A 24,426-nucleotide genomic window follows, 5' to 3' on the forward strand; every position below is an offset into this window, starting at 1 on the left:
AGATATAGATTATTGAACATGTGTCCATTATAATAAGAGGAAAATAAACCGAACATCGGCAATGAATGATCTATTGTTCATAAATAGACAGGTATAGCCAGATTGTTCAAAAATGGAGGGTGTTTGATGAAGGACAGACGAACAATCAAAACCAAAAAGGCGATACGGGAAAGCTTTCTTGAGCTTTTAAAGGAAAAAGATGTTCAACAAATTACAGTATCAGAGCTATCTAGAAGAGCGGATTTAGGAAGAGGGACCTTTTATTTGCACTACCAAGATGTGTTTGACTTGCATGAACAGCTTGAGAAGGAACTATTCGATCAGCTTGGCGGACTATACGATGAATCGTTTCCAAGCCAGGACCCGCTTGATATGCTGTCCTTTTTAAACAAAACAACTGAGTATTTAAAAGAAAAACAATTCATGATGACGTTATTTGTCAAACCGAATAGCCCAACGACGAATCAATTTAAATCGTTTTTTAAAGAAAAAATCATGAAAGAGTGGCAGCTTGATCAGCGTCAAATTACGGAGCATGAACAGATTGTGGCCTCATTTGTTGTGTCTGGTGTTGTTGGTGTACTGGAGGAATGGATTCATGAAGGGATGACAGTTGAAGCGGGGCAGCTTGCACACATCTTGTACAAGCTTCTTATGAAGGTAGAACAGGAATCGTAAGAAACGAATTGGTCATATATCATTTTTCTATTCTTTCTGTTAAAATGGGAATGTACGTTCTTATTTGAGGCGGGGAGTGGTGAGATTGAAAAGGAAATTACTATTTTATGGGGCAATGAGCATTGATGGATATTTAGCAAGGGATGATCACCGTTTAGATTGGCTCATAGGAACAGAGGGCGAAGAGGATACGAGATATGAGGAATTTTATGCTTCAGTCGATACGCTGATCATGGGACGGAACACATACGAACAGGTTCTAAAGCTCTCACCTGATGGGTTTCCTTATGAAGACAAGACATGTTATATCGTTTCTCGCACTTTACAAGACAGTCATACAGGAACCCACATCGTTCGTGAAGATGTTCTCTCTTTTATCAAAAATTTAAAAAATGAAAAAGGCCAGCATATTTGGATTTTAGGGGGCGGGGAACTGCTTCAAGCATTATTAAAAGAAAGATTAGTCGATGAGCTGTATCTCCAAATCGCACCTGTCATGATTGGAAAAGGAATCCCTCTTTTCCCTCCAACTGAACAGGAATCTAGATTTTCATTACAACAAGTGAATCAATACAAACAAATTGCTGAAATGCATTTTGTGTTAAAAGAAGACCACTGAATCATGGTCTTACCCCTGTCAAGTAGACAATTATAAAAAGCCTAAGCTGCCAGTGTGTGACGGTATTCTACCGGAGCACACTGGTTTAATTTTTTCTGGAATCGATCGTGATTATAGAATTGAATGTAATCTTCTATGCTTTTATGAAGCTCTTCTTCCGTTTGACACGAAGAAAAGTAAGTGTTCTCTGTTTTGAGATGGGAGAAAAATGATTCGATACAGGCATTATCCAGGCAGTTTCCCCTTCGGGAATGACTGCCCTTCAAACCAACGTTTTCTAGTCGCTTTTGATATGCTTTTGTTGTGTATTGAAATCCTTGATCTGAATGAAGTAGGGCTCCTTTGACATCCCGCAGGGATGTCAAGTTCTTTAATGTCTCCATGACCAGTTCAAGATCATTTCGTTTTGACAGTTTCCATGCGACGATTTCATTGTTGTATAGATCTTGTATAGCTGAAAGATAATAAAAGTGATGCTGGCAAGCGATATAGGTAATATCAGTCACATATAGCTGATTGTATTGATTGGCTTTAAATTTTCGGTTTAATCTGTTTGGATGGACAACCGAAGCTTGTCTTCCGAAATACCGCCGTTTTTTTCGAATGATTGATTGGATGTTCATCTCTTTCATCAACCTGTAGACACGCTTATGGTTGATGCGAAATCCTTCTTTCTTTAAAGCGATTGTCACCCGAGGATAGCCATAGAAGGGTCTTGAATGATGAATGGCCATGATGTGTTCTTTGAGGATTTGTTCTTTCAGTTGTCGTTCCATTCGAATCTTTTGATTCTTACGCCATTTATAGTACCCAGATCGTGATACTTTGGCGATGCAGACGAGCCATGTCAACGGAAAAAAACTCTTTAATTCGTGAACAACTTCAAACCTCACATTCTTTAAAATCCATCCTCTCCGTGTAGATTTGGATAACGCTTTTTTAAGTATTCTACCTGTGCCTTTAAATAATCTCTTTCTTCTTCCACATTTTTAAACATGAACTTGGGACGTCCGTTAAAAGGATTTTCTGACTTTGTATGTTTTCCTCTTTGATCTTCAAAAGATTGCCCCTCACGAAATTTTCTGACCCAACTTTTTAACTGAGTGGAGCTTTTGATACCTAATTCTTCAGACAATGACTGATAACTTTTGTTTCCTTCTTCGTACATTTTGACAGCTTTCATCTTAAACTCTTTAGAATAGTGTTGAAATTGTTGTCCTTTTCTCGCCATAAAAAATCCCCTCCAAGTATAGTGTAACAGCCAAAATATGTTCTTGGGCTTTTTACACTGTCTACTTAGAGGGGATAATATCATCACAGGGGTCTTTTTTTAATCAAACAAACACGTTGACAAGAAAATATCCTAGTGTTAGGATAAATTTATCCTAGTTTTAGGATTTATTGAAAAAGGAGTAGTTGCCATGGTGCAGCAAGATCAGGAATTAGACTTAAGGCTCTTCCGAGTGTGGATGAAAGCCTACCATGCCCTTTTTGCAAACATCCAAAAAGACATTGAACGTTATGATATCGGATTTGAAAACTTTCAAATTCTTGAATTACTGTATAGTAAGGGACCGCATCCCGTTCAAAAAATTAGTGAGATTCTATCCATTCCAAGTGGGAGCATCACCTATGTGGTCAACAAATTAGAAAAACAAGAATTAGTCAAAAGACAATGTGCACCTTCTGATAAACGTGTATTCCATGTATTGCTGACAGATAAAGGGAAGCAGTTATTTGACGATATTTTTCCAAAACACACAGATGTCATATCACAAAATCTGTCCTTTATCGAAACAGAGGAAAAAGAGCAGCTCATTGAATGGTTGAAAAAAATCGGTTTAGGTGCAAAACAACTTCACGAAAAGGGGAAACAAGATGACACACAGCTTTGATACATTGGTACGTGAAAGACGATCAGCATCAAATTTTTTGCCAAATATCTCGATTTCGAGAGATGAGCTTAATAGTATCTTTGAAGAAGTGAAGCTGGCACCTTCAGCCTTTAATTTACAGCATACGCAATATGTCGTCGTCCAATCAGAAGCGCTTAAAGAGCAAGTAAGAGATGCTGCATTTGGACAATATAAGGTGCATTCCGCTTCAGCAGCGATCATTGTACTCGGCGATCCGAAAGCTTATGAGCAAGCAGGAAACATTTATGAAGGCCTAAAAATGCTCGGCATCTTAAATGCGCAACAATATGAGGAAATGGTCAGAGAGACGATGAGTTTTTATGTGCAGAGAGGATCAGACTTTCAGAAAGAAGAGGCGATTCGCAATGCTTCATTATCTGCCATGCTATTTATGCTTGCCGCCAAAAACAAGGGATGGGATACTTGCCCAATGATCGGCTTTGACCCCGAAGCAATGAAAAAGGTGTTAAACATCGAATCAGATTTGGTTCCTGTATTAATGATCACGCTCGGAAAAGAAAAAGTAGAGAGCAGACAAGCGAGAGGCTATCGCAAGCCGGTCTCTGAATTTGTGACATATTTATAAGATAGGGGGTTCCATTCATGGAACTAGGAATTAGTACATTTGTAGAAACAACACCTGACTTTCAAACAGGAAAAACAGTCAGCCACGCACAGCGTATTCGTGAAGTAGTAGAAGAAATTATTTTAGCAGATCAAGTGGGTCTCGACGTTTTTGGCGTAGGAGAGCACCATCGTGAAGATTTCGCCGCATCAAATCCAGCAGTCGTATTAGCAGCTGCGGCAACACAAACAAAGAATATTCGTCTGACAAGTGCGGTAACTGTTCTTTCATCGGCAGATCCTGTTCGTGTATTTCAAGATTTTGCGACATTAGATGGCCTGTCTAACGGGCGTGCAGAGATTATGGCTGGCCGGGGTTCATTTATTGAATCGTTCCCGCTTTTTGGTTATGACTTAGATGATTATGAAGAATTATTTGAAGAAAAACTAGATTTACTGTTGAAATTACAGCAGTCAGAGCGTGTGACGTGGAGCGGTAAGCACCGCCCGGCGATTCAAGATGTCGGCGTATACCCAAGACCTGTTCAAGATCCGCTTCCCATCTGGATTGGCAGTGGAGGAAACAGAGAATCTGTCGTACGTGCTGGATTATTAGGATTACCACTTGTCCTTGCCATTATTGGCGGCAGCCCTAGACAGTTCGCACCGCTAGTGCAGCTCTACAAGCAAGCTGCGATTCACGCTGGGCATGATCCTGAGAAATTAACGGTGGCATCCCATTCACATGGATTTGTTGCGGAGGAAACAGAATTGGCAGCAGATCAATTCTTCCCTTCTACACAGCATGTCATGAATACATTAGCAAGAGAACGAGGCTGGGGACCTTATACCCGTTCTACATTCGATGCAGCAAGAACATTAGAAGGTGCATTGTATGTAGGAGATCCAGATGCCGTGGCAGAGAAAGTGATTCATCTGCGAAAAAATGTAGGCATCACGCGCTTCATGCTGCACGTACCAGTCGGTTCGATGCCGCATGATCAAGTACTGAAAGCTATTGAGTTATTTGGAAAAGAAGTGGCTCCTAAAGTAAGAGAAGAGGTTGCCCGCTGGGAAGCCGAACAAGCATAACAAAAAAGTCGATCAAGGGAATAGGCTTGATCGACTTTTTCTTATGCTTAAGGATCAATAACACATGGTTTCACTGTAGGGCATGAAGCAGCAGAAGCAAATGGTGTGGCCGTCAAGGTGAAGAGGAAAACAAGTTGAAAACAGATAAGCCATTTTTTCATGAAATCACCTCCGTTATCAATTGTTTCACTAGAACGAGGTGAGGATAAAAGCATAGAAGTATGTAACACCCTCTATCCAGCATAAGACAATCATATCATAATTTTCAAAAAAATGAAAAAATAACTTACGAAAGTTCTAAATTATGGTATGGTTAATATGTTCAACAAAAAAAGGGAGGGATTTTTGTATGAAAAAGGTCATAACTTCTGTTTTGGTTGGAGCAATTGTTTTAACGGGTGCGGGTGTCACCGCTGTCCCGGTAGAAGCGAAGGGGAAAGTAAACAGTGAAGTAACGGTACAAGCAAGTCGAACCGTCTCGGAAACGAGAACATATACGACGTCAAACATCCCATCAAGTATTACATATGCAAAGGATGGATGGGTCGGTATTCTCTATCAATCATCAATTGAAGAGTTAGGTTTAGGAAAATATAGAGTTACCTTTACTGGAACGGTTGTACGCGATCCAGGATTTAATTAAATAAAATGTAAAGCTGACAGGTGGACAAGCCTGTCAGCTTTTTTAATGGGGATAATAAAGAATCATTTGCAGCCGGACCATCTGTTCTCCTGATTGTTTATACTCATGGGCACGGTCAGCTTTAAACCGAATCGAGTCGCCAGCTTGTAATGTGTATTGCTCATCACCGATCGATAAATCAAGTGCTCCCTCAAACACGGTAATCAATTCCTCTGTACCGCCGATATGTTCTTCCGCACTTAACGAGCCATGAGGATCAATTTCTACCTGATAGACTTCAAATTTTCTCAGGTCATCAAATGGGAACGTCGTATATACCCGATACCTTCCCTCGTCCTCTGTTAAAACTTGTCCTTCTTCTTTTCGCACAAACTTAATCTCAGGCTGCGGTGCGTAAATAAGTTCACTAAAAGACACCTTCAACCCATTGGCGATTTTCCACAGAGTGGTGATGGTCGGTGTGGATTCTCCTCTTTCGATTTGTCCGATCATCGTTTTACTCACATTTGTTACCTCAGCCATCTTTTCTAGGCTTAATTTCTTTTGCTCTCTTAGCAGTTTTACATTTCTAGCAATAATCGATTGTACATCCTCCATCAAAAAAACTCCTTTCTGCATTTACTTTATAACGACTGAATAGTACAATAAAACGTAATATATACGTAATAAAGACTTTTAAGTCTAAATAACGTATGGAAAAGGAGGTAACAGTTTGATTGTTTCCATGTTGATTTATGCTTTTGTTACCAGCTTTACCCCTGGACCGAATAATATCATGGCGATGGTCTTTACGAATAAATATGGGGTCAAGCAAACATTTCGATTTTGTTTAGGTGTTGGGATCGGATTTTTGGTCATTTTGTGTTTGAGCGGTTTCTTCAATATGATTCTGTATCAAGTCATGCCGAAAATCGGCTGGGTCATGGCTTTCATCGGAGCCAGTTACATGATCTATTTGGCTGTCAAAATCATGAAAAGTAAAGGCGGAGATGACGAAACCCTAGACCGCTATAATCATTTTATCCCAGGTATGCTACTGCAATTTATTAATCCGAAAGCCATCTTGTATGGATTAACCGTCATTTCCACTTTTGTTCTGCCGTATGGACAGTCCAATATGCAATACATGTTATTGACACTGATTCTTGCCATCATCGGTTTTTTAGGCACATTTAGCTGGAGTTTATTTGGCTCGTTATTCAAGCGTTTTTTGACTCTTTATCAGCGGCCGTTCCAGTTCGTCATGGGACTTCTACTTATCTATAGTGCGATTTCGATGATCTGGGGTTATGTCATGTAAGCGGTCAGGAGACTGGTCGCTGCCTGCCCATCACAACCGTATCATAATACATGCCGTCCGCCAGCCGTTTATCTTTTTTTAACAATCCTTCAATCTCAAAGCCATAGTGTTCATATAAACGAATGGCTTTGAGATTGGTTTCCATTACTTGAAGTGACATCTTTTGAATGCCTTGCTGATCTGCCCAGTCGATCGATGTAGCTAAAAGTTCTTTCCCGATGTGATAGCCCCAAGCGGCCTTCTGTACGGCGACGCCAAACGTTACTTTGTGAGCAGAGCGCTTAAGAGAATGCCCTTCGCATCTTGAAAAACCGACAATGTCTCCTTCAATATCTGCAACTAAAAAGAGATGACGGCATTCATTGGAATCCTCTTGAATCAACGCCTCGAACCCTTTCTCATCAATAAAAGCTTCACCCGGTTCACGATCTAAATATTCGGTTTCACCATCGATTTTCAGTCTGAGAGTTGATAACTGTTTGGCATCTGCTAATGCAGCAGAGCGAATACGATAGGTCACACCACGTACAGTGAACATACTTTCAGAAATGATCATTGAACAGACCACCAACCTTTCATTCCATTATGTCTATCATACCTGAAACGTCCACACAGCACACTCAGATGTTTTGTCATGTGCAAAAAGGATAAATAAACAGTATCAAACGTGGAGGTGGAACAAATGAGGGAACAAAATGGACATATGGATAAAGCGAAAGGAAAAACAAATCAAGTCAAAGGTCAAGTGAAAGAAAAACTTGGCGAAGCGACAGATCGTGAAAACCTGAAAGCAGAAGGAAAGAAAGATCAAGTAAAAGGAAAGCTTCAAGATAAAAAAGGTGACGTGAAAAATAAGCTGAATCAGTAGTTTGCACATACTTGCAGGTACTCGCCCCATGTATCCATCATCACATTCCTTTCATCAATAAAATGAATAGGTGTGTGAAAAGAATTGATTATATATTCTCGCTTCCGTCATGTAGACTTTAAATAGAAGACATGAACAAGGGAGATGGATGAAATGGAGCAAGTATGGGGGAAAGTTGACGAGTATATCAAAGACAAATTGATGGCTAAAGATGACGTATTGGAGCAAACTCTTATCAGGAATAAGCAAGCCGGGTTACCAGAAATAGATGTGTCGCCGGCCCAAGGGAAACTGCTTTATTTGTTAGCAAAAACCAAGGGTGCAAAGCGCATTTTAGAAATCGGTACACTTGGCGGTTATAGTACCATTTGGCTTGCCCGTGCACTTGAAGCGGATGGAGAACTCATGACATTAGAGGCTGTCAGTCATCATGCAGAAACAGCACAGCAAAACATAGACAGAGCAGGCCTAGCAGAACGTGTCACCATTTTACAAGGAAAAGCGTTAGATACTTTATCTCAGTTAAAAGAGCAGGATACGCTCCCGTTCGATTTGATTTTCATTGATGCAGACAAACCAAACAACCCGCAATATTTGAAGTGGGCGTTACATTTCTCAAAAAAGGGAACAGTCATTATTGCAGACAATGTGGTCAGAAATGGGGCAGTTCTTCATGCCTCTGATCAAGATGAGCGAGTGAAGGGAACGCGTGAATTTTTCGATTTACTCAAACAAGAGTCGAGAATAGAAGCAACCGCTATTCAAACTGTTGGCGAAAAAGGCTATGACGGCTTTATATACGGTATCGTAAAATGACAAAAAGCTTAACCGCATCCGGTTAAGCTCAGACCGTAGACAAACCCCACTTTTACTTAAAGTAAAAGTGGGGTTTTCACTGATTTTGATAAAATTTATCTGTTGTCTTAGGCTGGACATGGTCCTTTCCATGTCCAGTTTGCTAGCTTTTTGAGATTCATGGCAGCGAAAGTAAGCATCGCCTGCATTGAAACTTTTTTGAGTCCACGAAGTTTCGTCCAACGCATACCATGCTTTTCTTTTGCATCCGCAAAAACGCGTTCTATTGTTTCTTTCCGTTTTGCATAAATGTCTTTATTCATTTGTGTCAGTCTCAGATGGTCTGCTTCATCTAGATAGTCCTGCCAAATATGCCGATGAATTTGTTTGGTGTGATTTTGACTTTGTGTACAGTTATTTAAAAACGAGCAGGATTTACATACCTCTGAATCAGACGCATATTGCTTATAGCCTTCTCTAGTCGTTGTACGATAAGAGAGAATTTGCCCGTTGGGGCAAATGTAACAATCAAAATATGCATCATACACGTATTCATTCTTTTTCAAATAACCAGCTTTTGTTCTTGGACGAGTGTAAGGCATGACAGGTCTTATCTCTTGATCCATTAAAAACTTAGCGATGTAAGGTGTTTTATAACCTGCATCTACTGCGACTACAAATGGTTTTCCGACTTTTTCTGTCACCTTTAATACGAGTGAATCCAACATACGACTATCATGAACATTTCCACCAGTGACCAGTGATCCTAAAATAAATCCTTTAGAATCACAAGCCGTATGAAATGAATAGGCAAATGATTTTTCTCGCTCATCCTTCACATAGTAGCCACTCTCTGGATCAGTCGTACTTACCTTGATTTCTTTTGTCTCTTCTTTATTCTGTAGGGGTAAAGGCTTTTTTCCATGTTCTTCACGGTCAATATTGATCTCCTCATGAAGCTGATTTTGATAACTTCTCGTCTCTACTCGAACAATTTTCTTTTCAAGTTTTTTCTTATTGGCATTCGCTTTTACATGAGTGGAGTCAATGAAGGCAATAGAAGGGTCAACGAGTCCTTTTTTCATCGCTTCTCTTAAGATTCGGTAAAAAATTTGTTCGAATAAATCTGTATCATGGAAGCGTCTCACGTAGTTTTTACCGAAGGTAGAAAAGTGCGGGATTTTCTCAGAAAATCCATATCCAATAAACCAACGATAAGCCACGTTGGTTTCAATTTCTTTAATGGTTTGCCGCATAGAGCGAATGCCAAATAGATATTGAATTAAGACCATCTTAATGAGAACAACGGGATCAACACTTGGTCTACCATTGTCAGAACTATAATGATCTTTGACAAGATCATAAACGAAATCAAAGTCGATCGCTTGATCAATTTTTCGTACAAGATGATCTTGAGGCACTAATTCATCTAAAGCCACTACTTCTAATTGATTTCGTCTTTCTTCTTCACGTTTCGATAACATATTTATCCCCCACAGATTAGTGTTATTACCCTTATTATACAAAAAAGCCTGTAGACTTTGTCTACAAGCTGAGCTTAACCGCATCCGGTTAAGCTTTTTCTATTAGAAAAACCATCTAGCTGTGCCCATCAGCATGACGCCTACTAGAACGGTGAGGGACAAGCTTTTTGTCCAAATAGCAATTAACACAGTTGGAAGCAAGACAGCAAGGTACATCCAGTGAATGGTGACGCCTGCTGTAGTATGTATGAATAGATGCTCTGCAATCAAAGCGGTAAATATACAAATAGGAATAAACGATAACCATTTGAGCACCACTTCTGGCATCTGGATACTCCTTACAAATAAAAATGGAACTACTCTTGGGATGATGGTCACAATCATACAGCCAAGAATGAGCCATAACATAAAACTGCTCATTATTTATCTGTCACCACCCCGATAGTGGCAACAAGCACAGTTGCCAACAAAACAGCCACGTGTGAAGGAACAAAATGAAGCAGCACAAACATCGCAACAAACATATATAAAACAAGTGACAAGCGATGGGTTAGCTTATTTTTTGGCACCGTCTGTAAAGAAAGAATGAGCAGCGCAGCAAACATCGCAGATAAGGCAAAATCAAGACCAAGCGCCTCTGGATTTGAAATCCAGTGTCCGAATATTCCGCCAAGTGTACACGCAGCAATCCAGCATAAATAAGCTGTAATATTCAGTCCATGCATCCATCTGTTATTCAATTTTCCTTGCTGTGCTAATTTATTCATTGCTACGCCAAAGGATTCATCAGTAAGCAGAAGACCAAACCCGATGTTCTGCTTTACAGAGTAGCGTGTAAAATGGGGGGCAAGCGTAAGGCTGAGTAACAAATGCCGTAAATTGACAATGAACGTGGTGAAAATAATAGCGGAAAGGGGGCTTCCTGTCACAAGTAATGCACAGATGATAAACTGTGAAGCGCCAGCATAAATAAAGATAGAGAGCAGCGCGATTTCCCATATACTTAACTGCGAACTAATGCCAACAATTCCAAAGGCAAACCCAATGCTCATATAACCAAGCAAGGTTGGCACACAATCTTTTATTCCCTCAAGAAACGGTTCGTTTCCGGCAGTGGGAATGTGTTTCCTAGCTTCAACATCCAAATACCTCTACTCCTTTTCTGTGTAAACATCAATTGTTTTACTTACTATAAGAAAACGAATTCATCATGTCAATCCTATTGAACTTCTATTATATGAAGAAACATGGCGATAAAAAGGATTGAAGTGAACCAGATTTTGTTATAAAGTAATCAGAAAATAAACACAATTGGGGTGACTGATATGCAATGGAAGCCTTTATTTGAACATGATGTACCAAATCACCTCCGTCCATAACGGAGAGTGATCTCCGTTTGTGGATATCGCAGTGAATATATCCAGTAACGGAGGGGAAAAAATGAATGAAAAATATATAGGAGCCCTTTACTTAGCGTTAGCTGCTAGTATTTGGGGCGGTATGTATGTAGTGGTCAAAGTAACAGTTGCGGTGGTCCCGCCACTTGAGCTCGTCTGGATGAGATATGCAGTAGCTGGAGTCGTTCTTGTGTTCACGATTTGGCGTTTGGGCTACTCTTTTCGGTTAGACAAAAAGGATATCCCGCTGATTGTGGCGATTGGATTGATTGGCAACTTTCTTTCGATCGTCACCCAAGAAATTGGCACAATGTATACGTCTGCACAAATGGGTGCCGTCATCACATCGGCCACACCTGCTTTTATGGTGCTTTTCGCTTTCTTTCTATTAAAAGAATCTTTCACAATGAGAAAGTGTGTCTCCATTCTGCTTGCTACAGTAGGTGTACTGACGATGATTGGACCTGTCGCTGTTCAAACGGATGAGTTTGTTGGCGGTCTTTCGCTGGTTATCGCTGCATTAACATGGGCGCTCATGTCTGTTCTTTTGAAACGGGTTCCAGGAAAGTATCCTCAAGTAGTGACGACAACATATGCGATTATTGTGGCCTTTATCGTATTAACACCACCTGTCTTGTTTCGTTTGCCTCAACTTGATGTGCAGCAAATGGCAAGACCGGAAATATGGGGCGGCATTCTGTACCTAGGTATCATCTCAACGGCCCTTGCTTTCTTTTTGTGGAATAGAGGGCTTCAACTGATGGACGCTTCAAGCGGTGGTCTGTTTTTCTTCTTTCAACCAATCGTTGGCACGGTCCTTGGATGGATGCTTCTAGGTGAAGAGATGGGCTTACGATCGTTTGTTGGGATTTTGTGTATTTTCGCAGGTGTATATACTGTCCTGCGTCAGAGAGAGTAAGACGAGATTCCCCTTGGAGAAGGGGAATTTTCTTTACAAAGAATAGATGAGAGATTCATAGAAGGTGGAGGTGAGCAGGATGATCCAGTATCCATTTTTGCAAAAAGGACAAACAATTGGAGTGACAGCGCCGTCCTCAGGTGTGCAGCCATCTTTGCATGAGATGTTTCAACTGTCATGCGATCGGATGGAAAAAAGAGGCTATGAAGTCATATGTGGAGAGACAGTATGGAAGCAGGAAAAAGCGAAATCAGCCCCTGCAATCAAACGAGCAAATGAGTTGCAGCGGATGATGACTTGTCATGAGATTGACCACATCATCCCGCCATGGGGAGGACAGCTGCTTATTGAAGTGTTAGAGCATCTTGATTTCTCAGTGATGCAAAAAAAGTGGATTCTTGGTTACTCAGATACAAGTCTCCTTCTATTAGCTTTGACATTAAATACAGGCATTGCGACAGCGCATGGACCGAACCTTGTGGATCTTCAGGGGGAAGAGCTTGATCAGGTGACGGCTATGTGGGAACAAATACTTTCCACTCCAGAGAAAAAGGACGTTACTCAATTTTCTTCTGATATGTATCAAAAGGAATGGCAGTATGACCATCCAAGCATACATGCCTTTCATTTAACGGAGCCAACCGCATGGCGTACTGTTGATCACTTAGAGACGACGATGAAGGGAAGACTGATGGGTGGCTGTATTGATGTGATCCGGCACTTAGCTGGCACGCCTTTTGGAGATGTCAAAGCTTTTCAAGAAACATACCTGAAAGGTGAACCCATTCTATGGTATTTTGAAAACTGTGAATTAAATGCTGCGAGCATGAAGAGATCTCTTGTTCAATTAAAACTAGCAGGCTGGTTTGATCATTGCTCTGGCATCATGTTTGGCCGGAGTGCAGTGGACACTCCTGTGGAAGGATATGAATATACGGATCTATATGAAGAATTGCATAAGGAATTACAAATACCGATTGTTTACGATATTGATTGTGGACACGTACCGCCGCAAATGACCCTCATTAACGGAGCATATGCGGAGGTGCAGTTGCAACAAGAAGGTATAGCCGTGCTGAAGCAGACATTTTTGCCATAAAAAAAGGAAAGGGCGACCCCTTTCCTTCATAAAAAACATTACATTCCTTTTGTTTCTTCACCTGCTTTTGGAACTTCCCATGCAGATTCTCGGAATACTTTTTCCCATTTAGAAACGACAATACAGGCAACCGCATGTCCAGGAACATTCACGCCTGTTCGAGCCATATCCATAATCCGGTCAACCCCGGCGATAATAGCGACACCTTCTGCTGGCAGACCTACTGCATGAGCTGTTGCCAAAAGAACGACAAGTGAGCCAGACGGGACAGCTGCAATGCCTTTACTTGTTAAAACAAGGACAAGCATCATGAGGAGCTGCTGTGATAAACTCATATCGACACCAAACGCTTGTGCAAGAAACACACAGGAAACCGATAAATATAAACTTGAACCATCACAATTAAGAGAAAGACCTGATGGGATGACGAAGGAAACGATTCTTTTTGGACAGCCGTATTTCTCCATCCGTGACATGAGCTGTGGAAGAACAGTTTCTGTACTTGTAGTAGAAAAGGCCACTAAAAACAAATCCCAAATCATTTTCAACACTTCGAAGTAGTTAAAACGGAAGATCAGTGCGACAAGAGGGAACAAAACAAATAGAATAATAAACAATCCTAAGAAGACAGTGCCAACAAGTTTCATCATAGGAATTAGTAAAACAATGCCGTATTGTCCGACAGAAGCTGCCATTAATGCTAAAACTCCAATAGGAGCTGTCACCATGACCATTTGTGTGAGCTTAAACATAATTTGTGCTACTGATTCAAAGAAGGTAAGGACAGGAGCGGAAGCTTTCCCAATGCCGCTTGCGGCTACACCGAATAAAATAGCGAAGAAAATCACTGCTAGTAAATCATTCTGAGCCATGACATCGATGATATTGGTTGGAATGATGTCTAAAACCATCTGTTTAAAATCGACGACCTTTTGAGTATAACCATCGAGTTCCCCAATATCTTTCTTAGCTAATTGAGAGAAATCGAGTCCAACGCCTGGCTTTAACACGTTGGCCAATAAAAGTCCGATTCCAAGAACGATGGTCGTAATGACCTCAAACCAAATGATTGTCTTTAATCCGAGACTGCCCATTTTCTTCATTCCACCGCTGCCAGCTGCGCCGATGACAATCGTAGAGAAAACAATAGGGACTACAATCATTTTAATCAATCGGATAAAGCCATCCCCAATGGGCCGCAGTGCCATTCCGAAATCAGGGAAGAAGTGGCCGATAAGAGCTCCTATCACCAAAGCGATCATGATTTGAAAAGCGACAAACTTTTTCATCATCTCCTACCTCCTTTAAATGCATGGAAAAAATTAAGAATTTTCCAATAAATAAAAATTCTAGGTGACCATGTTTTGTCCTCCTTTGGATTTAGAAAGATTTTATTTAAGAATCATTAGAATTATGAAGAAAGAAATGAAATTAGGGCGATTGAAACTCTATTTATCTAACAAAAGAGCGCTTCTTAAAAAACATGAAACTTTTTTAGAAAAATGTATTGACCCTTTTATATGATCCGTGGTATATTTTTATTCGTCGCTGATGACGCATCTGAAACACTGATGCTCAGACAGATACGACAAACAAACTTCAAAAAGATGTTGACTTAATAAAAACGATATGTTAAGATAATTAAGTCGCCTGATTAAGCGCCCGTAGCTCAATTGGATAGAGCGTTTGACTACGGATCAAAAGGTTAGGGGTTCGACTCCTCTCGGGCGCGCCAATAACATTTAACCACGCGGGTGTAGTTTAGTGGTAAAACCTCAGCCTTCCAAGCTGATGTCGTGAGTTCGATTCTCATCACCCGCTCCATTTTTAAAAAAATGATCTTTGAAAACTAAACAAGACAAAACGTACCTGTTAATTCGAGTTTTTATAAAAAAATCCTATGATACTTCATAGGTAGTCAGTCAAACTGGCGAGGCAGGAAATGATCACATGCTAAGCTCGCTACATCGTGTAGCAACGCATGTGTGATATGCATCCTGCATACCTCGGAGAGTTTGATCCTGGCTCAGGACGAACGCTGGCGGCGTGCCTAATACATGCAAGTCGAGCGGACAGAAGGGAGCTTGCTCCCGGATGTTAGCGGCGGACGGGTGAGTAACACGTGGGTAACCTGCCTGTAAGACTGGGATAACTCCGGGAAACCGGAGCTAATACCGGATAGTTCCTTGAACCGCATGGTTCAAGGATGAAAGACGGTTTCGGCTGTCACTTACAGATGGACCCGCGGCGCATTAGCTAGTTGGTGAGGTAACGGCTCACCAAGGCGACGATGCGTAGCCGACCTGAGAGGGTGATCGGCCACACTGGGACTGAGACACGGCCCAGACTCCTACGGGAGGCAGCAGTAGGGAATCTTCCGCAATGGACGAAAGTCTGACGGAGCAACGCCGCGTGAGTGATGAAGGTTTTCGGATCGTAAAGCTCTGTTGTTAGGGAAGAACAAGTGCAAGAGTAACTGCTTGCACCTTGACGGTACCTAACCAGAAAGCCACGGCTAACTACGTGCCAGCAGCCGCGGTAATACGTAGGTGGCAAGCGTTGTCCGGAATTATTGGGCGTAAAGGGCTCGCAGGCGGTTTCTTAAGTCTGATGTGAAAGCCCCCGGCTCAACCGGGGAGGGTCATTGGAAACTGGGAAACTTGAGTGCAGAAGAGGAGAGTGGAATTCCACGTGTAGCGGTGAAATGCGTAGAGATGTGGAGGAACACCAGTGGCGAAGGCGACTCTCTGGTCTGTAACTGACGCTGAGGAGCGAAAGCGTGGGGAGCGAACAGGATTAGATACCCTGGTAGTCCACGCCGTAAACGATGAGTGCTAAGTGTTAGGGGGTTTCCGCCCCTTAGTGCTGCAGCTAACGCATTAAGCACTCCGCCTGGGGAGTACGGTCGCAAGACTGAAACTCAAAGGAATTGACGGGGGCCCGCACAAGCGGTGGAGCATGTGGTTTAATTCGAAGCAACGCGAAGAACCTTACCAGGTCTTGACATCCTCTGACAACCCTAGAGATAGGGCTTTCCCTTCGGGGACAGAGTGACAGGTGGTGCATGGTTGTCGTCAGCTCGTGTCGTGAGATGTTGGGTTAAGTCCCGCAACGAGCGCAACCCTTGATCTTAGTTGCCAGCATTTAGTTGGGCACTCTAAGGTGACTGCCGGTGACAAACCGGAGGAAGGTGGGGATGACGTCAAATCATCATGCCCCTTATGACCTGGGCTACACACGTGCTACAATGGACAGAACAAAGGGCTGCGAGACCGCAAGGTTTAGCCAATCCCACAAATCTGTTCTCAGTTCGGATCGCAGTCTGCAACTCGACTGCGTGAAGCTGGAATCGCTAGTAATCGCGGATCAGCATGCCGCGGTGAATACGTTCCCGGGCCTTGTACACACCGCCCGTCACACCACGAGAGTTTGTAACACCCGAAGTCGGTGAGGTAACCTTTATGGAGCCAGCCGCCGAAGGTGGGACAGATGATTGGGGTGAAGTCGTAACAAGGTAGCCGTATCGGAAGGTGCGGCTGGATCACCTCCTTTCTAAGGATATATGGAGCAGCGTACGTTTTTCGTCTTGTTTAGTTTTGAAGGATCAACCCTTCAAAACATGTCTCTAGCGAGACAGGATTGTTCTTTGAAAACTAGATAACAATAAGTAATACATTCACATTGAATGCAATGCAAAGTTCATCACACATAGTGATTCTTTCTAAAGTAAGAAATGGTTAAGTTAGAAAGGGCGCACGGTGGATGCCTTGGCACTAGGAGCCGATGAAGGACGGGACGAACACCGATATGCTTCGGGGAGCTGTAAGCAAGCTTTGATCCGGAGATTTCCGAATGGGGAAACCCACTGCTCGTAATGGAGTAGTATCCATACTTGAATACATAGAGTATGAGAAGGCATACCCGGGGAACTGAAACATCTAAGTACCCGGAGGAAGAGAAAGCAAATGCGATTCCCTGAGTAGCGGCGAGCGAAACGGGAACAGCCCAAACCAAGAGGCTTGCCTCTTGGGGTTGTAGGACACTCTATACGGAGTTACAAAGGAACGATATAAGCGAAGAGGTCTGGAAAGGCCCGCCAAAGAAGGTAACAGCCCTGTAACTGAAATGTTGTTCTCTCCAGAGTGGATCCTGAGTACGGCGGAACACGTGAAATTCCGTCGGAATCCGGGAGGACCATCTCCCAAGGCTAAATACTCCCTAGTGACCGATAGTGAACCAGTACCGTGAGGGAAAGGTGAAAAGCACCCCGGAAGGGGAGTGAAATAGATCCTGAAACCGTGTGCCTACAAGTAGTCAGAGCCCGTTAACGGGTGATGGCGTGCCTTTTGTAGAATGAACCGGCGAGTTACGATCCCGTGCAAGGTTAAGCAGAAGATGCGGAGCCGCAGCGAAAGCGAGTCTGAATAGGGCGCATGAGTACGTGGTCGTAGACCCGAAACCAGGTGATCTACCCATGTCCAGGGTGAAGTTCAGGTAACACTGAATGGAGGCCCGAACCCACGCACGTTGAAAAGTGCGGGGATGAGGTGTGGGTAGGGGTGAAATGCCAATCGAACCTGGAGATAGCTGGTTCTCTCCGAAATAGCTTTAGGGCTAGCCTCAAGGTAAGAGTCTCGGAGGTAGAGCACTGATTGGACTAGGGGCCCCTACCGGGTTACCGAATTCAGTCAAACTCCGAATGCCGATGACTTATCCTTGGGAGTCAGACTGCGAGTGATAAGATCCGTAGTCGAAAGGGAAACAGCCCAGACCGCCAGCTAAGGTCCCAAAGTATACGTTAAGTGGAAAAGGATGTGGAGTTGCTTAGACAACCAGGATGTTGGCTTAGAAGCAGCCACCATTTAAAGAGTGCGTAATAGCTCACTGGTCGAGTGACTCTGCGCCGAAAATGTACCGGGGCTAAACGTATCACCGAAGCTGCGGACTGTTCTTACGAACAGTGGTAGGAGAGCGTTCTAAGTGCAGTGAAGTCAGACCGGAAGGACTGGTGGAGCGCTTAGAAGTGAGAATGCCGGTATGAGTAGCGAAAGACGGGTGAGAATCCCGTCCACCGAATGCCTAAGGTTTCCTGAGGAAGGCTCGTCCGCTCAGGGTTAGTCGGGACCTAAGCCGAGGCCGAAAGGCGTAGGCGATGGACAACAGGTTGATATTCCTGTACCACCTCCTCACCATTTGAGCAATGGGGGGACGCAGGAGGATAGGGTAAGCGCGGTATTGGATATCCGCGTCCAAGCAGTTAGGCTGGGAAATAGGCAAATCCGTTTCCCGTGAAGGCTGAGCTGTGATGGCGAGCGAAATTTAGTAGCGAAGTTCCTGATTCCACACTGCCAAGAAAAGCCTCTAGCGAGGTGAGAGGTGCCCGTACCGCAAACCGACACAGGTAGGCGAGGAGAGAATCCTAAGGTGATCGAGAGAACTCTCGTTAAGGAACTCGGCAAAATGACCCCGTAACTTCGGGAGAAGGGGTGCTTCTTAGGGTGTTAAAGCCCCGAGAAGCCGCAGTGAATAGGCCCAGGCGACTGTTTAGCAAAAACACAGGTCTCTGCGAAGCCGTAAGGCGAAGTATAGGGGCTGACGCCTGCCCGGTGCTGGAAGGTTAAGAGGAGCGCTTAGCGTAAGCGAAGGTGCGAATTGAAGCCCCAGTAAACGGCGGCCGTAACTATAACGGTCCTAAGGTAGCGAAATTCCTTGTCGGGTAAGTTCCGACCCGCACGAAAGGCGCAACGATCTGGGCACTGTCTCAACGAGAGACTCGGTGAAATTATAGTACCTGTGAAGATGCAGGTTACCCGCGACAGGACGGAAAGACCCCGTGGAGCTTTACTGCAGCCTGATATTGAATGTTGGTACAGCTTGTACAGGATAGGTAGGAGCCTTGGAAACCGGAGCGCTAGCTTCGGTGGAGGCATCGGTGGGATACTACCCTGGCTGTATTGACCTTCTAACCCGCTGCCCTTATCGGGCAGGGAGACAGTGTCAGGTGGGCAGTTTGACTGGGGCGGTCGCCTCCTAAAATGTAACGGAGGCGCCCAAAGGTTCCCTCAGAATGGTTGGAAATCATTCGCAGAGTGTAAAGGCACAAGGGAGCTTGACTGCGAGACCTACAAGTCGAGCAGGGACGAAAGTCGGGCTTAGTGATCCGGTGGTTCCGCATGGAAGGGCCATCGCTCAACGGATAAAAGCTACCCCGGGGATAACAGGCTTATCTCCCCCAAGAGTCCACATCGACGGGGAGGTTTGGCACCTCGATGTCGGCTCATCGCATCCTGGGGCTGTAGTCGGTCCCAAGGGTTGGGCTGTTCGCCCATTAAAGCGGTACGCGAGCTGGGTTCAGAACGTCGTGAGACAGTTCGGTCCCTATCCGTCGCGGGCGCAGGAAATTTGAGAGGAGCTGTCCTTAGTACGAGAGGACCGGGATGGACGCACCGCTGGTGTACCAGTTGTTCTGCCAAGGGCATCGCTGGGTAGCTATGTGCGGACGGGATAAGTGCTGAAAGCATCTAAGCATGAAGCCCCCCTCAAGATGAGATTTCCCATTCCGCAAGGAAGTAAGATCCCTGAAAGATGATCAGGTTGATAGGTCTGAGGTGGAAGCGTGGTGACACGTGGAGCTGACAGATACTAATAGATCGAGGACTTAACCTATATTCTAATGTGAAGCTTGAACATTGTTATCTAGTTTTGAGAGAACATTCTCTCCATCAGGTTTGGTGGCGATAGCGAAGAAGTCACACCCGTTCCCATACCGAACACGGAAGTTAAGCTCTTCAGCGCCGATGGTAGTTGGGGGTTTCCCCCTGTGAGAGTAGGACGCCGCCAAGCTTGTTATTTTATATCGTCGCGGGGTGGAGCAGTTCGGTAGCTCGTCGGGCTCATAACCCGAAGGTCGCAGGTTCAAATCCTGCCCCCGCAACCAAATTATTTTACCTATTAAATAGGGAGTACTCATTGAGTACAGCCAAAATGGTCCGGTAGTTCAGTTGGTTAGAATGCCTGCCTGTCACGCAGGAGGTCGCGGGTTCGAGTCCCGTCCGGACCGCCATTTTTATAACTTGTAAACGAAAACGTATAGTTTCGTTTTTTTTTATGTCTTTTTCTTTCAATAAGTATCCTAGATGCAATGAAATTCCTTGTGTTTGGCTACACTAAATGTGATAAGAAAAGATCATGACTTCAACAAACAACGCCTGGTTTTTTTATACCAGGCTTTCTTTATATCATTTTTAGTTGGAACCGAGGCTCATATTCGCTACACTAATACTAACTGTGTCTGACATCATGTTTGCTCAATCAGTTGATTGTATGAAGGGGCTGTCTTTTATGGATGAATTTGATCTTATTCGCCGAATTACACCAAAAGAAACGCATCAGCGTTCTTTGGTCATGGGCATCGGTGATGATGCTAGTGTTTATCAACCTCATTCACATTGTGAAGAGGTCGTTTGTGTGGATACAATGGTAGAGCATGTCCATTTTCGATTTGATTTTTCCACACCCTTTGAGGTTGGATTTAAAGCGCTGGCAGTGAATATCAGTGATATCGCAGCCATGGGAGGAACCCCTAAGTATTATCTTGTATCAATTGCGATCCCGCCTCATGGGGATGAAGCAATTGTCGCAGCTTTTTACGAGGGAATGAAAGCATTGGCTGACACATATCATATGGATTTAATCGGTGGAGATACAGTAGCCACCCGCAGTGACTTTGTCATCACAGTAACGGTCATTGGTGAGATTCCAAAGGGAACAGCCTGTTACCGTCATAGTGCTCAGACAGGAGACGTTGTCTTTGTCACAGGTGAACTAGGTTCATCAGCTGCTGGGCTATCCCTTTTAATGAATGAAGTAAATGCTGCACATTCGATTGACACTGCTTTTTTTCTAGAGCGACACAAAATGCCGCAGCCGCATATTGCTGCTGGCCTTATTTGTTCAAGCTTCCCCCGGGTGACCTTGAATGATGTAAGTGACGGATTAGCGAGTGAGCTGAACGAAATAGCGGAGGCGAGTCGTGTAACGCTGGAAATTGAAGCTGATCAGCTCCCAAAACATCCACATCTACCGTTGTTACATAAAGAGTGGCTTGAATGGGTCTTGTTCGGTGGAGAGGATTTTGTCTTAACTGGTACGATCCCTGAAACGGATTGGAAGCGATTTGAGACGCAATGTAAAAAAGAACATATTCAGGTCACGCGTATTGGACAAGTCAAAGATGATCGAGCGTCCAGCGTTATTTTAAAAGACCATGATCAACAAACAATTTTAATGAAAAAAGGATATAATCATTTTAAGAAATGAGGTGACTCCACCATGAAGTTAACGTGGACAACAAAAGGGGCGGATGAGACGAAACGAATTGCTGCTGCCTTGGCTACACTTGTGATGCCTGGCGATGTCTTAACATTAGAAGGAGACTTAGGCGCAGGCAAAACGACTTTTTCAAAAGGTTTTGCAGAAGGCTTAGGTATTACCCGTATCGTCAACAGCCCTACTTTTACAATTATTAAAGAATATACGGATGGCAGACTGCCACTTTATCATATGGATGTGTATCGTATGGAAGATGCGGAAGAAGATATTGGACTGGGCGAATATTTTGAGGGGGAAGGTGTATGTTTGGTTGAATGGGCACATCTCATTGAACCTCAATTGCCTTCATCGTATTTAAAAATTGAAATGCTGAGAACAGAACGTGAAGAAGAACGTCATCTTACGTTTTATGCAAAAGGGGAGCGCTATGAGGCCCTTTGTAAGGAGATGAAAGACATTGACCATACTGGCAATTGATACGTCAAACCATACACTCGGAATAGCTCTTGTCCGTGATGACACTGTGGTTGGGGAAAGTATTACGTACTTAAAGAAGAATCATTCAGTACGTGCAATGCCGACAGTTGAAGCACTGATGAAAGAATGCGGCGTAGCACCGAACGAATTAAGCAAAATTATTGTAGCCAAAGGACCCGGTTCTTACACTGGCGTTAGAATCGGTGTGACCATTGCGAAAACACTTGCTTGGACGCTGTCTATTCCGATATCTGCTGTTTCAAGTTTAGAAACGCTGGCGGCAAATGCTCGATATTTTGATGGAATGATTTCTCCTATATTTGATGCAAGAAGAGGACAAGTTTATACAGGGTTATATACATTTGAAGGTGGAAAGATAAAAGAAGTGAAACCAGATCAAAATATCCTGCTCACTGATTGGCTTGAAGAGCTGAAAAAGGAAGGGAACCCTGTTTTATTTCTTGGACATGATGTGCATCTTCATCAAGAGAACATTTTTTCTATTTTAGGAGAAACTGCTGTGATCGCAGACGATGCATTTCACAACCCAAGACCTTCAGTGCTCGCATTTTTAGGAGCAGACCGCCCTGCTGAAGATGTCCATCAGCTTGTTCCTAATTATATTCGTTTGGCAGAAGCGGAAGTGAAATGGCTTGAAGGACAAAAATAATCTCAACACAGTAGAGATGCGAAGAATGACGGTAGAGGACATCCCAGAAGTATATACGATTGAAGTGCATTCGTTTACAGCACCTTGGAAAAAAGAGTCGTTTGTCTATGAAATTCTCCATAACCAATACAGCCATTATTTCCTTATTGAAGAAGATGGTCAGCCTGTTGGGTATTGCGGAGTTTGGATTGTCATGGATGATGCACAAATTACGAATATTGCGATTCTCCCTGAGCACCGGGGAAAAGGATACGGGGAAGCGCTGCTTCGATATGTCATGGAATTTTGCAAAGAAAAAAAGACAGATCATCTTTCACTAGAAGTGCGGGTATCAAATACGCCAGCACAATCCCTTTATGAAAAGCTCGGTTTTAAACCAGCTTCTATTCGAAAGAATTATTATACGGATAACGGGGAAGATGCATTAGTCATGTGGGTGAAGATAAATGAGTGAAAAAAAAGATCGATTCATATTAGGTATAGAAACAAGCTGTGACGAAACAGCTGCGTCCATTGTGAAAAATGGGAAAGAGATCGTAGCCAATGTTGTCGCTTCACAAATAGAAAGTCATAAACGATTTGGCGGTGTGGTGCCAGAAATTGCTTCACGGCATCATGTGGAACAAATGACGATCGTATTAGAAGAAGTCATGAGCCAGGTCAATATGTCTTTTCAGGATTTAGACGCTATTGCTGTAACAGAAGGGCCGGGCTTAGTTGGTGCACTTTTGATAGGTGTCAATGCAGCCAAAGCATTGAGTTTTGCACATCAGATTCCGCTGGTTGGTGTTCATCATATTGCTGGACACATTTATGCGAACCAGCTCGTTGGTAAACTTGTATTTCCTTGTTTAGCTCTAGTCGTCTCTGGTGGACATACTGAGCTTGTCTTGATGAAAGAGCATGGGTCTTTTGAGGTCATTGGCGAAACGTTGGATGATGCGGCTGGAGAAGCGTATGACAAAGTAGCTCGGACGATGGGTCTGCCATATCCAGGGGGACCTCACATTGATCGATTAGCACATGAAGGGGAGCCGACGATTAAGCTTCCTCGAGCATGGCTAGAAGAAGGGTCCTATCATTTTAGCTTCAGCGGTTTAAAATCAGCGGTTATCAACACATTACACAATGCGTCTCAAAAGGGTGAAACCATTGCGCCTGAGGATTTAGCTGCAAGTTTCCAAGAAAGTGTGATTGAGGTGCTAGTCGGAAAGACATTAAAAGCGGCTGAAGCGTATGGTGTGAAACAAGTCGTTCTAGCTGGCGGGGTCGCTGCCAATAAAGGTCTTAGAGAAGCTCTCACTTCATCATTTGCGAAGCTGCCTGAAGTGAATGTCATGATTCCACCATTGTCTCTTTGTACAGACAATGCAGCCATGATTGCTGCTGCGGGAACCATTGCATTTGAAAAGGGAATAAGAGGCGACATGGCAATGAACGGTCAACCTGGACTGCCGCTTGTCTCCTATGAATAAGAACTCCTGTGGATATACAGGAGTTTTTTCTATTGAAATGAAAGCGATTTATTCACATGTAAACGTTATATATCCACAATTGTTAGAAAATTCGTTTTA

General features: G+C 43.4%; 23 protein-coding genes, 4 tRNA genes and 3 rRNA genes. 23 read left to right on the forward strand and 7 right to left on the reverse strand.

Going from position 1 to position 24,426, the window contains the following annotated elements; translation table 11 throughout:
• The first annotated feature begins 126 nt into the window (after window positions 1-126).
• Both NST57_RS03110 and NST57_RS03115 read left to right on the forward strand, forming a co-directional pair.
• A complete protein-coding gene (locus NST57_RS03110) occupies window positions 127-678 on the forward strand; it encodes a TetR/AcrR family transcriptional regulator (protein ID WP_024719167.1) in 552 nt (183 codons plus the stop codon).
• A gap of 115 nt (window positions 679-793) precedes the next feature.
• Window positions 794-1,297, forward strand: coding sequence for a dihydrofolate reductase family protein (locus NST57_RS03115; protein WP_051626197.1), 504 nt, complete (start codon window positions 794-796; stop codon window positions 1,295-1,297).
• Between the two features lie 41 nt (window positions 1,298-1,338).
• Here NST57_RS03115 and NST57_RS03120 read toward each other — a convergent pair.
• A protein-coding gene (locus NST57_RS03120) for an IS3 family transposase (protein ID WP_341298021.1) occupies window positions 1,339-2,528 on the reverse strand; the annotation gives its coding sequence in 2 pieces (ribosomal slippage) (window positions 1,339-2,228 and window positions 2,228-2,528; 1,191 coding nt in all).
• Window positions 2,529-2,718: 190 nt separating this feature from the next.
• On the opposite strand from NST57_RS03120, the gene NST57_RS03125 reads away from it, so the two are divergent.
• The 4 genes from NST57_RS03125 to NST57_RS03140 all read left to right on the forward strand — a co-directional run bounded on the left by NST57_RS03125 (window position 2,719) and on the right by NST57_RS03140 (window position 5,512).
• Window positions 2,719-3,192: a MarR family winged helix-turn-helix transcriptional regulator gene (locus tag NST57_RS03125; protein ID WP_007496406.1), complete on the forward strand. Its 474-nt coding sequence runs from the start codon at window positions 2,719-2,721 to the stop codon at window positions 3,190-3,192.
• Window positions 3,176-3,799 (forward strand): nitroreductase family protein, encoded by a 624-nt coding sequence (locus tag NST57_RS03130; RefSeq protein WP_024719165.1) that lies wholly within the window; start codon window positions 3,176-3,178, stop codon window positions 3,797-3,799. Before NST57_RS03125 ends, NST57_RS03130 begins: the two co-directional genes overlap by 17 nt.
• A gap of 17 nt (window positions 3,800-3,816) precedes the next feature.
• Complete coding sequence (locus tag NST57_RS03135) at window positions 3,817-4,869, forward strand: LLM class flavin-dependent oxidoreductase (protein WP_017358431.1); 1,053 nt, start codon at window positions 3,817-3,819, stop codon at window positions 4,867-4,869.
• A gap of 349 nt (window positions 4,870-5,218) precedes the next feature.
• Complete coding sequence (locus NST57_RS03140) at window positions 5,219-5,512, forward strand: hypothetical protein (protein WP_008346693.1); 294 nt, start codon at window positions 5,219-5,221, stop codon at window positions 5,510-5,512.
• A gap of 42 nt (window positions 5,513-5,554) precedes the next feature.
• Here the strand turns inward: NST57_RS03140 and NST57_RS03145 are convergent, their stop codons facing one another.
• Window positions 5,555-6,109, reverse strand: coding sequence for a helix-turn-helix domain-containing protein (locus NST57_RS03145; protein WP_017358429.1), 555 nt, complete (start codon window positions 6,107-6,109; stop codon window positions 5,555-5,557).
• A 115-nt stretch (window positions 6,110-6,224) separates the two neighbouring features.
• Between NST57_RS03145 and NST57_RS03150 the strand changes: the two genes are divergently transcribed.
• Window positions 6,225-6,812: a LysE family transporter gene (locus NST57_RS03150; protein ID WP_272511991.1), complete on the forward strand. Its 588-nt coding sequence runs from the start codon at window positions 6,225-6,227 to the stop codon at window positions 6,810-6,812.
• A 4-nt stretch (window positions 6,813-6,816) separates the two neighbouring features.
• On the opposite strand, the gene NST57_RS03155 is transcribed toward NST57_RS03150, so the two are convergent.
• Window positions 6,817-7,368, reverse strand: a complete 552-nt coding sequence (locus tag NST57_RS03155; protein WP_341298022.1) for a GNAT family N-acetyltransferase — start codon at window positions 7,366-7,368, stop codon at window positions 6,817-6,819.
• 126 nt (window positions 7,369-7,494) lie between these two features.
• On the opposite strand from NST57_RS03155, the gene NST57_RS03160 reads away from it, so the two are divergent.
• Both NST57_RS03160 and NST57_RS03165 read left to right on the forward strand, forming a co-directional pair.
• A complete protein-coding gene (locus NST57_RS03160; RefSeq protein ID WP_142154174.1) occupies window positions 7,495-7,680 on the forward strand; it encodes a CsbD family protein in 186 nt (61 codons plus the stop codon).
• A 153-nt stretch (window positions 7,681-7,833) separates the two neighbouring features.
• Window positions 7,834-8,496, forward strand: coding sequence for an O-methyltransferase (locus NST57_RS03165; protein WP_341298023.1), 663 nt, complete (start codon window positions 7,834-7,836; stop codon window positions 8,494-8,496).
• Window positions 8,497-8,603: 107 nt separating this feature from the next.
• Here the strand turns inward: NST57_RS03165 and NST57_RS03170 are convergent, their stop codons facing one another.
• The 3 genes from NST57_RS03170 to NST57_RS03180 all read right to left on the reverse strand — a co-directional run bounded on the left by NST57_RS03170 (window position 8,604) and on the right by NST57_RS03180 (window position 11,104).
• Window positions 8,604-9,959 (reverse strand): IS1182 family transposase, encoded by a 1,356-nt coding sequence (locus NST57_RS03170; RefSeq protein WP_142154945.1) that lies wholly within the window; start codon window positions 9,957-9,959, stop codon window positions 8,604-8,606.
• 102 nt (window positions 9,960-10,061) lie between these two features.
• Window positions 10,062-10,382, reverse strand: a complete 321-nt coding sequence (locus NST57_RS03175) for an AzlD domain-containing protein (protein ID WP_142154178.1) — start codon at window positions 10,380-10,382, stop codon at window positions 10,062-10,064.
• Complete coding sequence (locus NST57_RS03180) at window positions 10,379-11,104, reverse strand: AzlC family ABC transporter permease (protein WP_007496390.1); 726 nt, start codon at window positions 11,102-11,104, stop codon at window positions 10,379-10,381. The genes NST57_RS03175 and NST57_RS03180 overlap by 4 nt, the downstream gene beginning before the upstream one ends.
• Window positions 11,105-11,399: 295 nt before the next feature.
• Between NST57_RS03180 and NST57_RS03185 the strand changes: the two genes are divergently transcribed.
• Window positions 11,400-12,275 (forward strand): DMT family transporter, encoded by an 876-nt coding sequence (locus NST57_RS03185; protein WP_341298024.1) that lies wholly within the window; start codon window positions 11,400-11,402, stop codon window positions 12,273-12,275.
• Between the two features lie 79 nt (window positions 12,276-12,354).
• Window positions 12,355-13,374 (forward strand): S66 family peptidase, encoded by a 1,020-nt coding sequence (locus NST57_RS03190; RefSeq protein WP_341298025.1) that lies wholly within the window; start codon window positions 12,355-12,357, stop codon window positions 13,372-13,374.
• 38 nt (window positions 13,375-13,412) lie between these two features.
• Here the strand turns inward: NST57_RS03190 and gltP are convergent, their stop codons facing one another.
• On the reverse strand, window positions 13,413-14,663 hold the full coding sequence (gene gltP, locus NST57_RS03195; protein WP_024719154.1) for a glutamate-aspartate/proton symporter GltP: 1,251 nt from the start codon (window positions 14,661-14,663) through the stop codon (window positions 13,413-13,415).
• Between the two features lie 369 nt (window positions 14,664-15,032).
• On the opposite strand from gltP, the gene NST57_RS03200 reads away from it, so the two are divergent.
• From NST57_RS03200 to tsaD, 12 genes are all read left to right on the forward strand, one after another.
• A tRNA-Arg gene (locus NST57_RS03200) sits at window positions 15,033-15,109 on the forward strand.
• A 15-nt stretch (window positions 15,110-15,124) separates the two neighbouring features.
• A tRNA-Gly gene (locus NST57_RS03205) sits at window positions 15,125-15,198 on the forward strand.
• A gap of 179 nt (window positions 15,199-15,377) precedes the next feature.
• A 16S ribosomal RNA gene (locus NST57_RS03210) occupies window positions 15,378-16,926 on the forward strand.
• Window positions 16,927-17,109: 183 nt separating this feature from the next.
• Window positions 17,110-20,040 (forward strand): 23S ribosomal RNA (locus NST57_RS03215).
• A 61-nt stretch (window positions 20,041-20,101) separates the two neighbouring features.
• Window positions 20,102-20,217 (forward strand): 5S ribosomal RNA (gene rrf / locus NST57_RS03220).
• Together the 16S, 23S and 5S rRNA genes with 4 tRNA genes alongside form the textbook arrangement of a ribosomal RNA operon.
• 17 nt (window positions 20,218-20,234) lie before the next feature.
• A tRNA-Met gene (locus NST57_RS03225) sits at window positions 20,235-20,311 on the forward strand.
• 49 nt (window positions 20,312-20,360) lie between these two features.
• A tRNA-Asp gene (locus tag NST57_RS03230) sits at window positions 20,361-20,437 on the forward strand.
• Between the two features lie 278 nt (window positions 20,438-20,715).
• Window positions 20,716-21,693, forward strand: coding sequence for a thiamine-phosphate kinase (gene thiL / locus NST57_RS03235; RefSeq protein WP_159159410.1), 978 nt, complete (start codon window positions 20,716-20,718; stop codon window positions 21,691-21,693).
• A gap of 12 nt (window positions 21,694-21,705) precedes the next feature.
• Window positions 21,706-22,182 (forward strand): tRNA (adenosine(37)-N6)-threonylcarbamoyltransferase complex ATPase subunit type 1 TsaE, encoded by a 477-nt coding sequence (gene tsaE / locus NST57_RS03240; RefSeq protein ID WP_007496038.1) that lies wholly within the window; start codon window positions 21,706-21,708, stop codon window positions 22,180-22,182.
• Window positions 22,163-22,852 (forward strand): tRNA (adenosine(37)-N6)-threonylcarbamoyltransferase complex dimerization subunit type 1 TsaB, encoded by a 690-nt coding sequence (tsaB, locus tag NST57_RS03245; RefSeq protein ID WP_341298026.1) that lies wholly within the window; start codon window positions 22,163-22,165, stop codon window positions 22,850-22,852. The genes tsaE and tsaB overlap by 20 nt, the downstream gene beginning before the upstream one ends.
• A 25-nt stretch (window positions 22,853-22,877) precedes the next feature.
• Window positions 22,878-23,306: a ribosomal protein S18-alanine N-acetyltransferase gene (gene rimI, locus NST57_RS03250; protein ID WP_008344382.1), complete on the forward strand. Its 429-nt coding sequence runs from the start codon at window positions 22,878-22,880 to the stop codon at window positions 23,304-23,306.
• A complete protein-coding gene (tsaD, locus tag NST57_RS03255) occupies window positions 23,299-24,327 on the forward strand; it encodes a tRNA (adenosine(37)-N6)-threonylcarbamoyltransferase complex transferase subunit TsaD (protein WP_341298027.1) in 1,029 nt (342 codons plus the stop codon). Before rimI ends, tsaD begins: the two co-directional genes overlap by 8 nt.
• Window positions 24,328-24,426: the final 99 nt, after the last annotated feature.

It is taken from the genome of Bacillus sp. FSL M8-0077, from assembly GCF_038050255.1.
In the GTDB taxonomy this organism is placed as follows: Bacteria; Bacillota; Bacilli; order Bacillales; family Bacillaceae; genus Bacillus; species Bacillus altitudinis.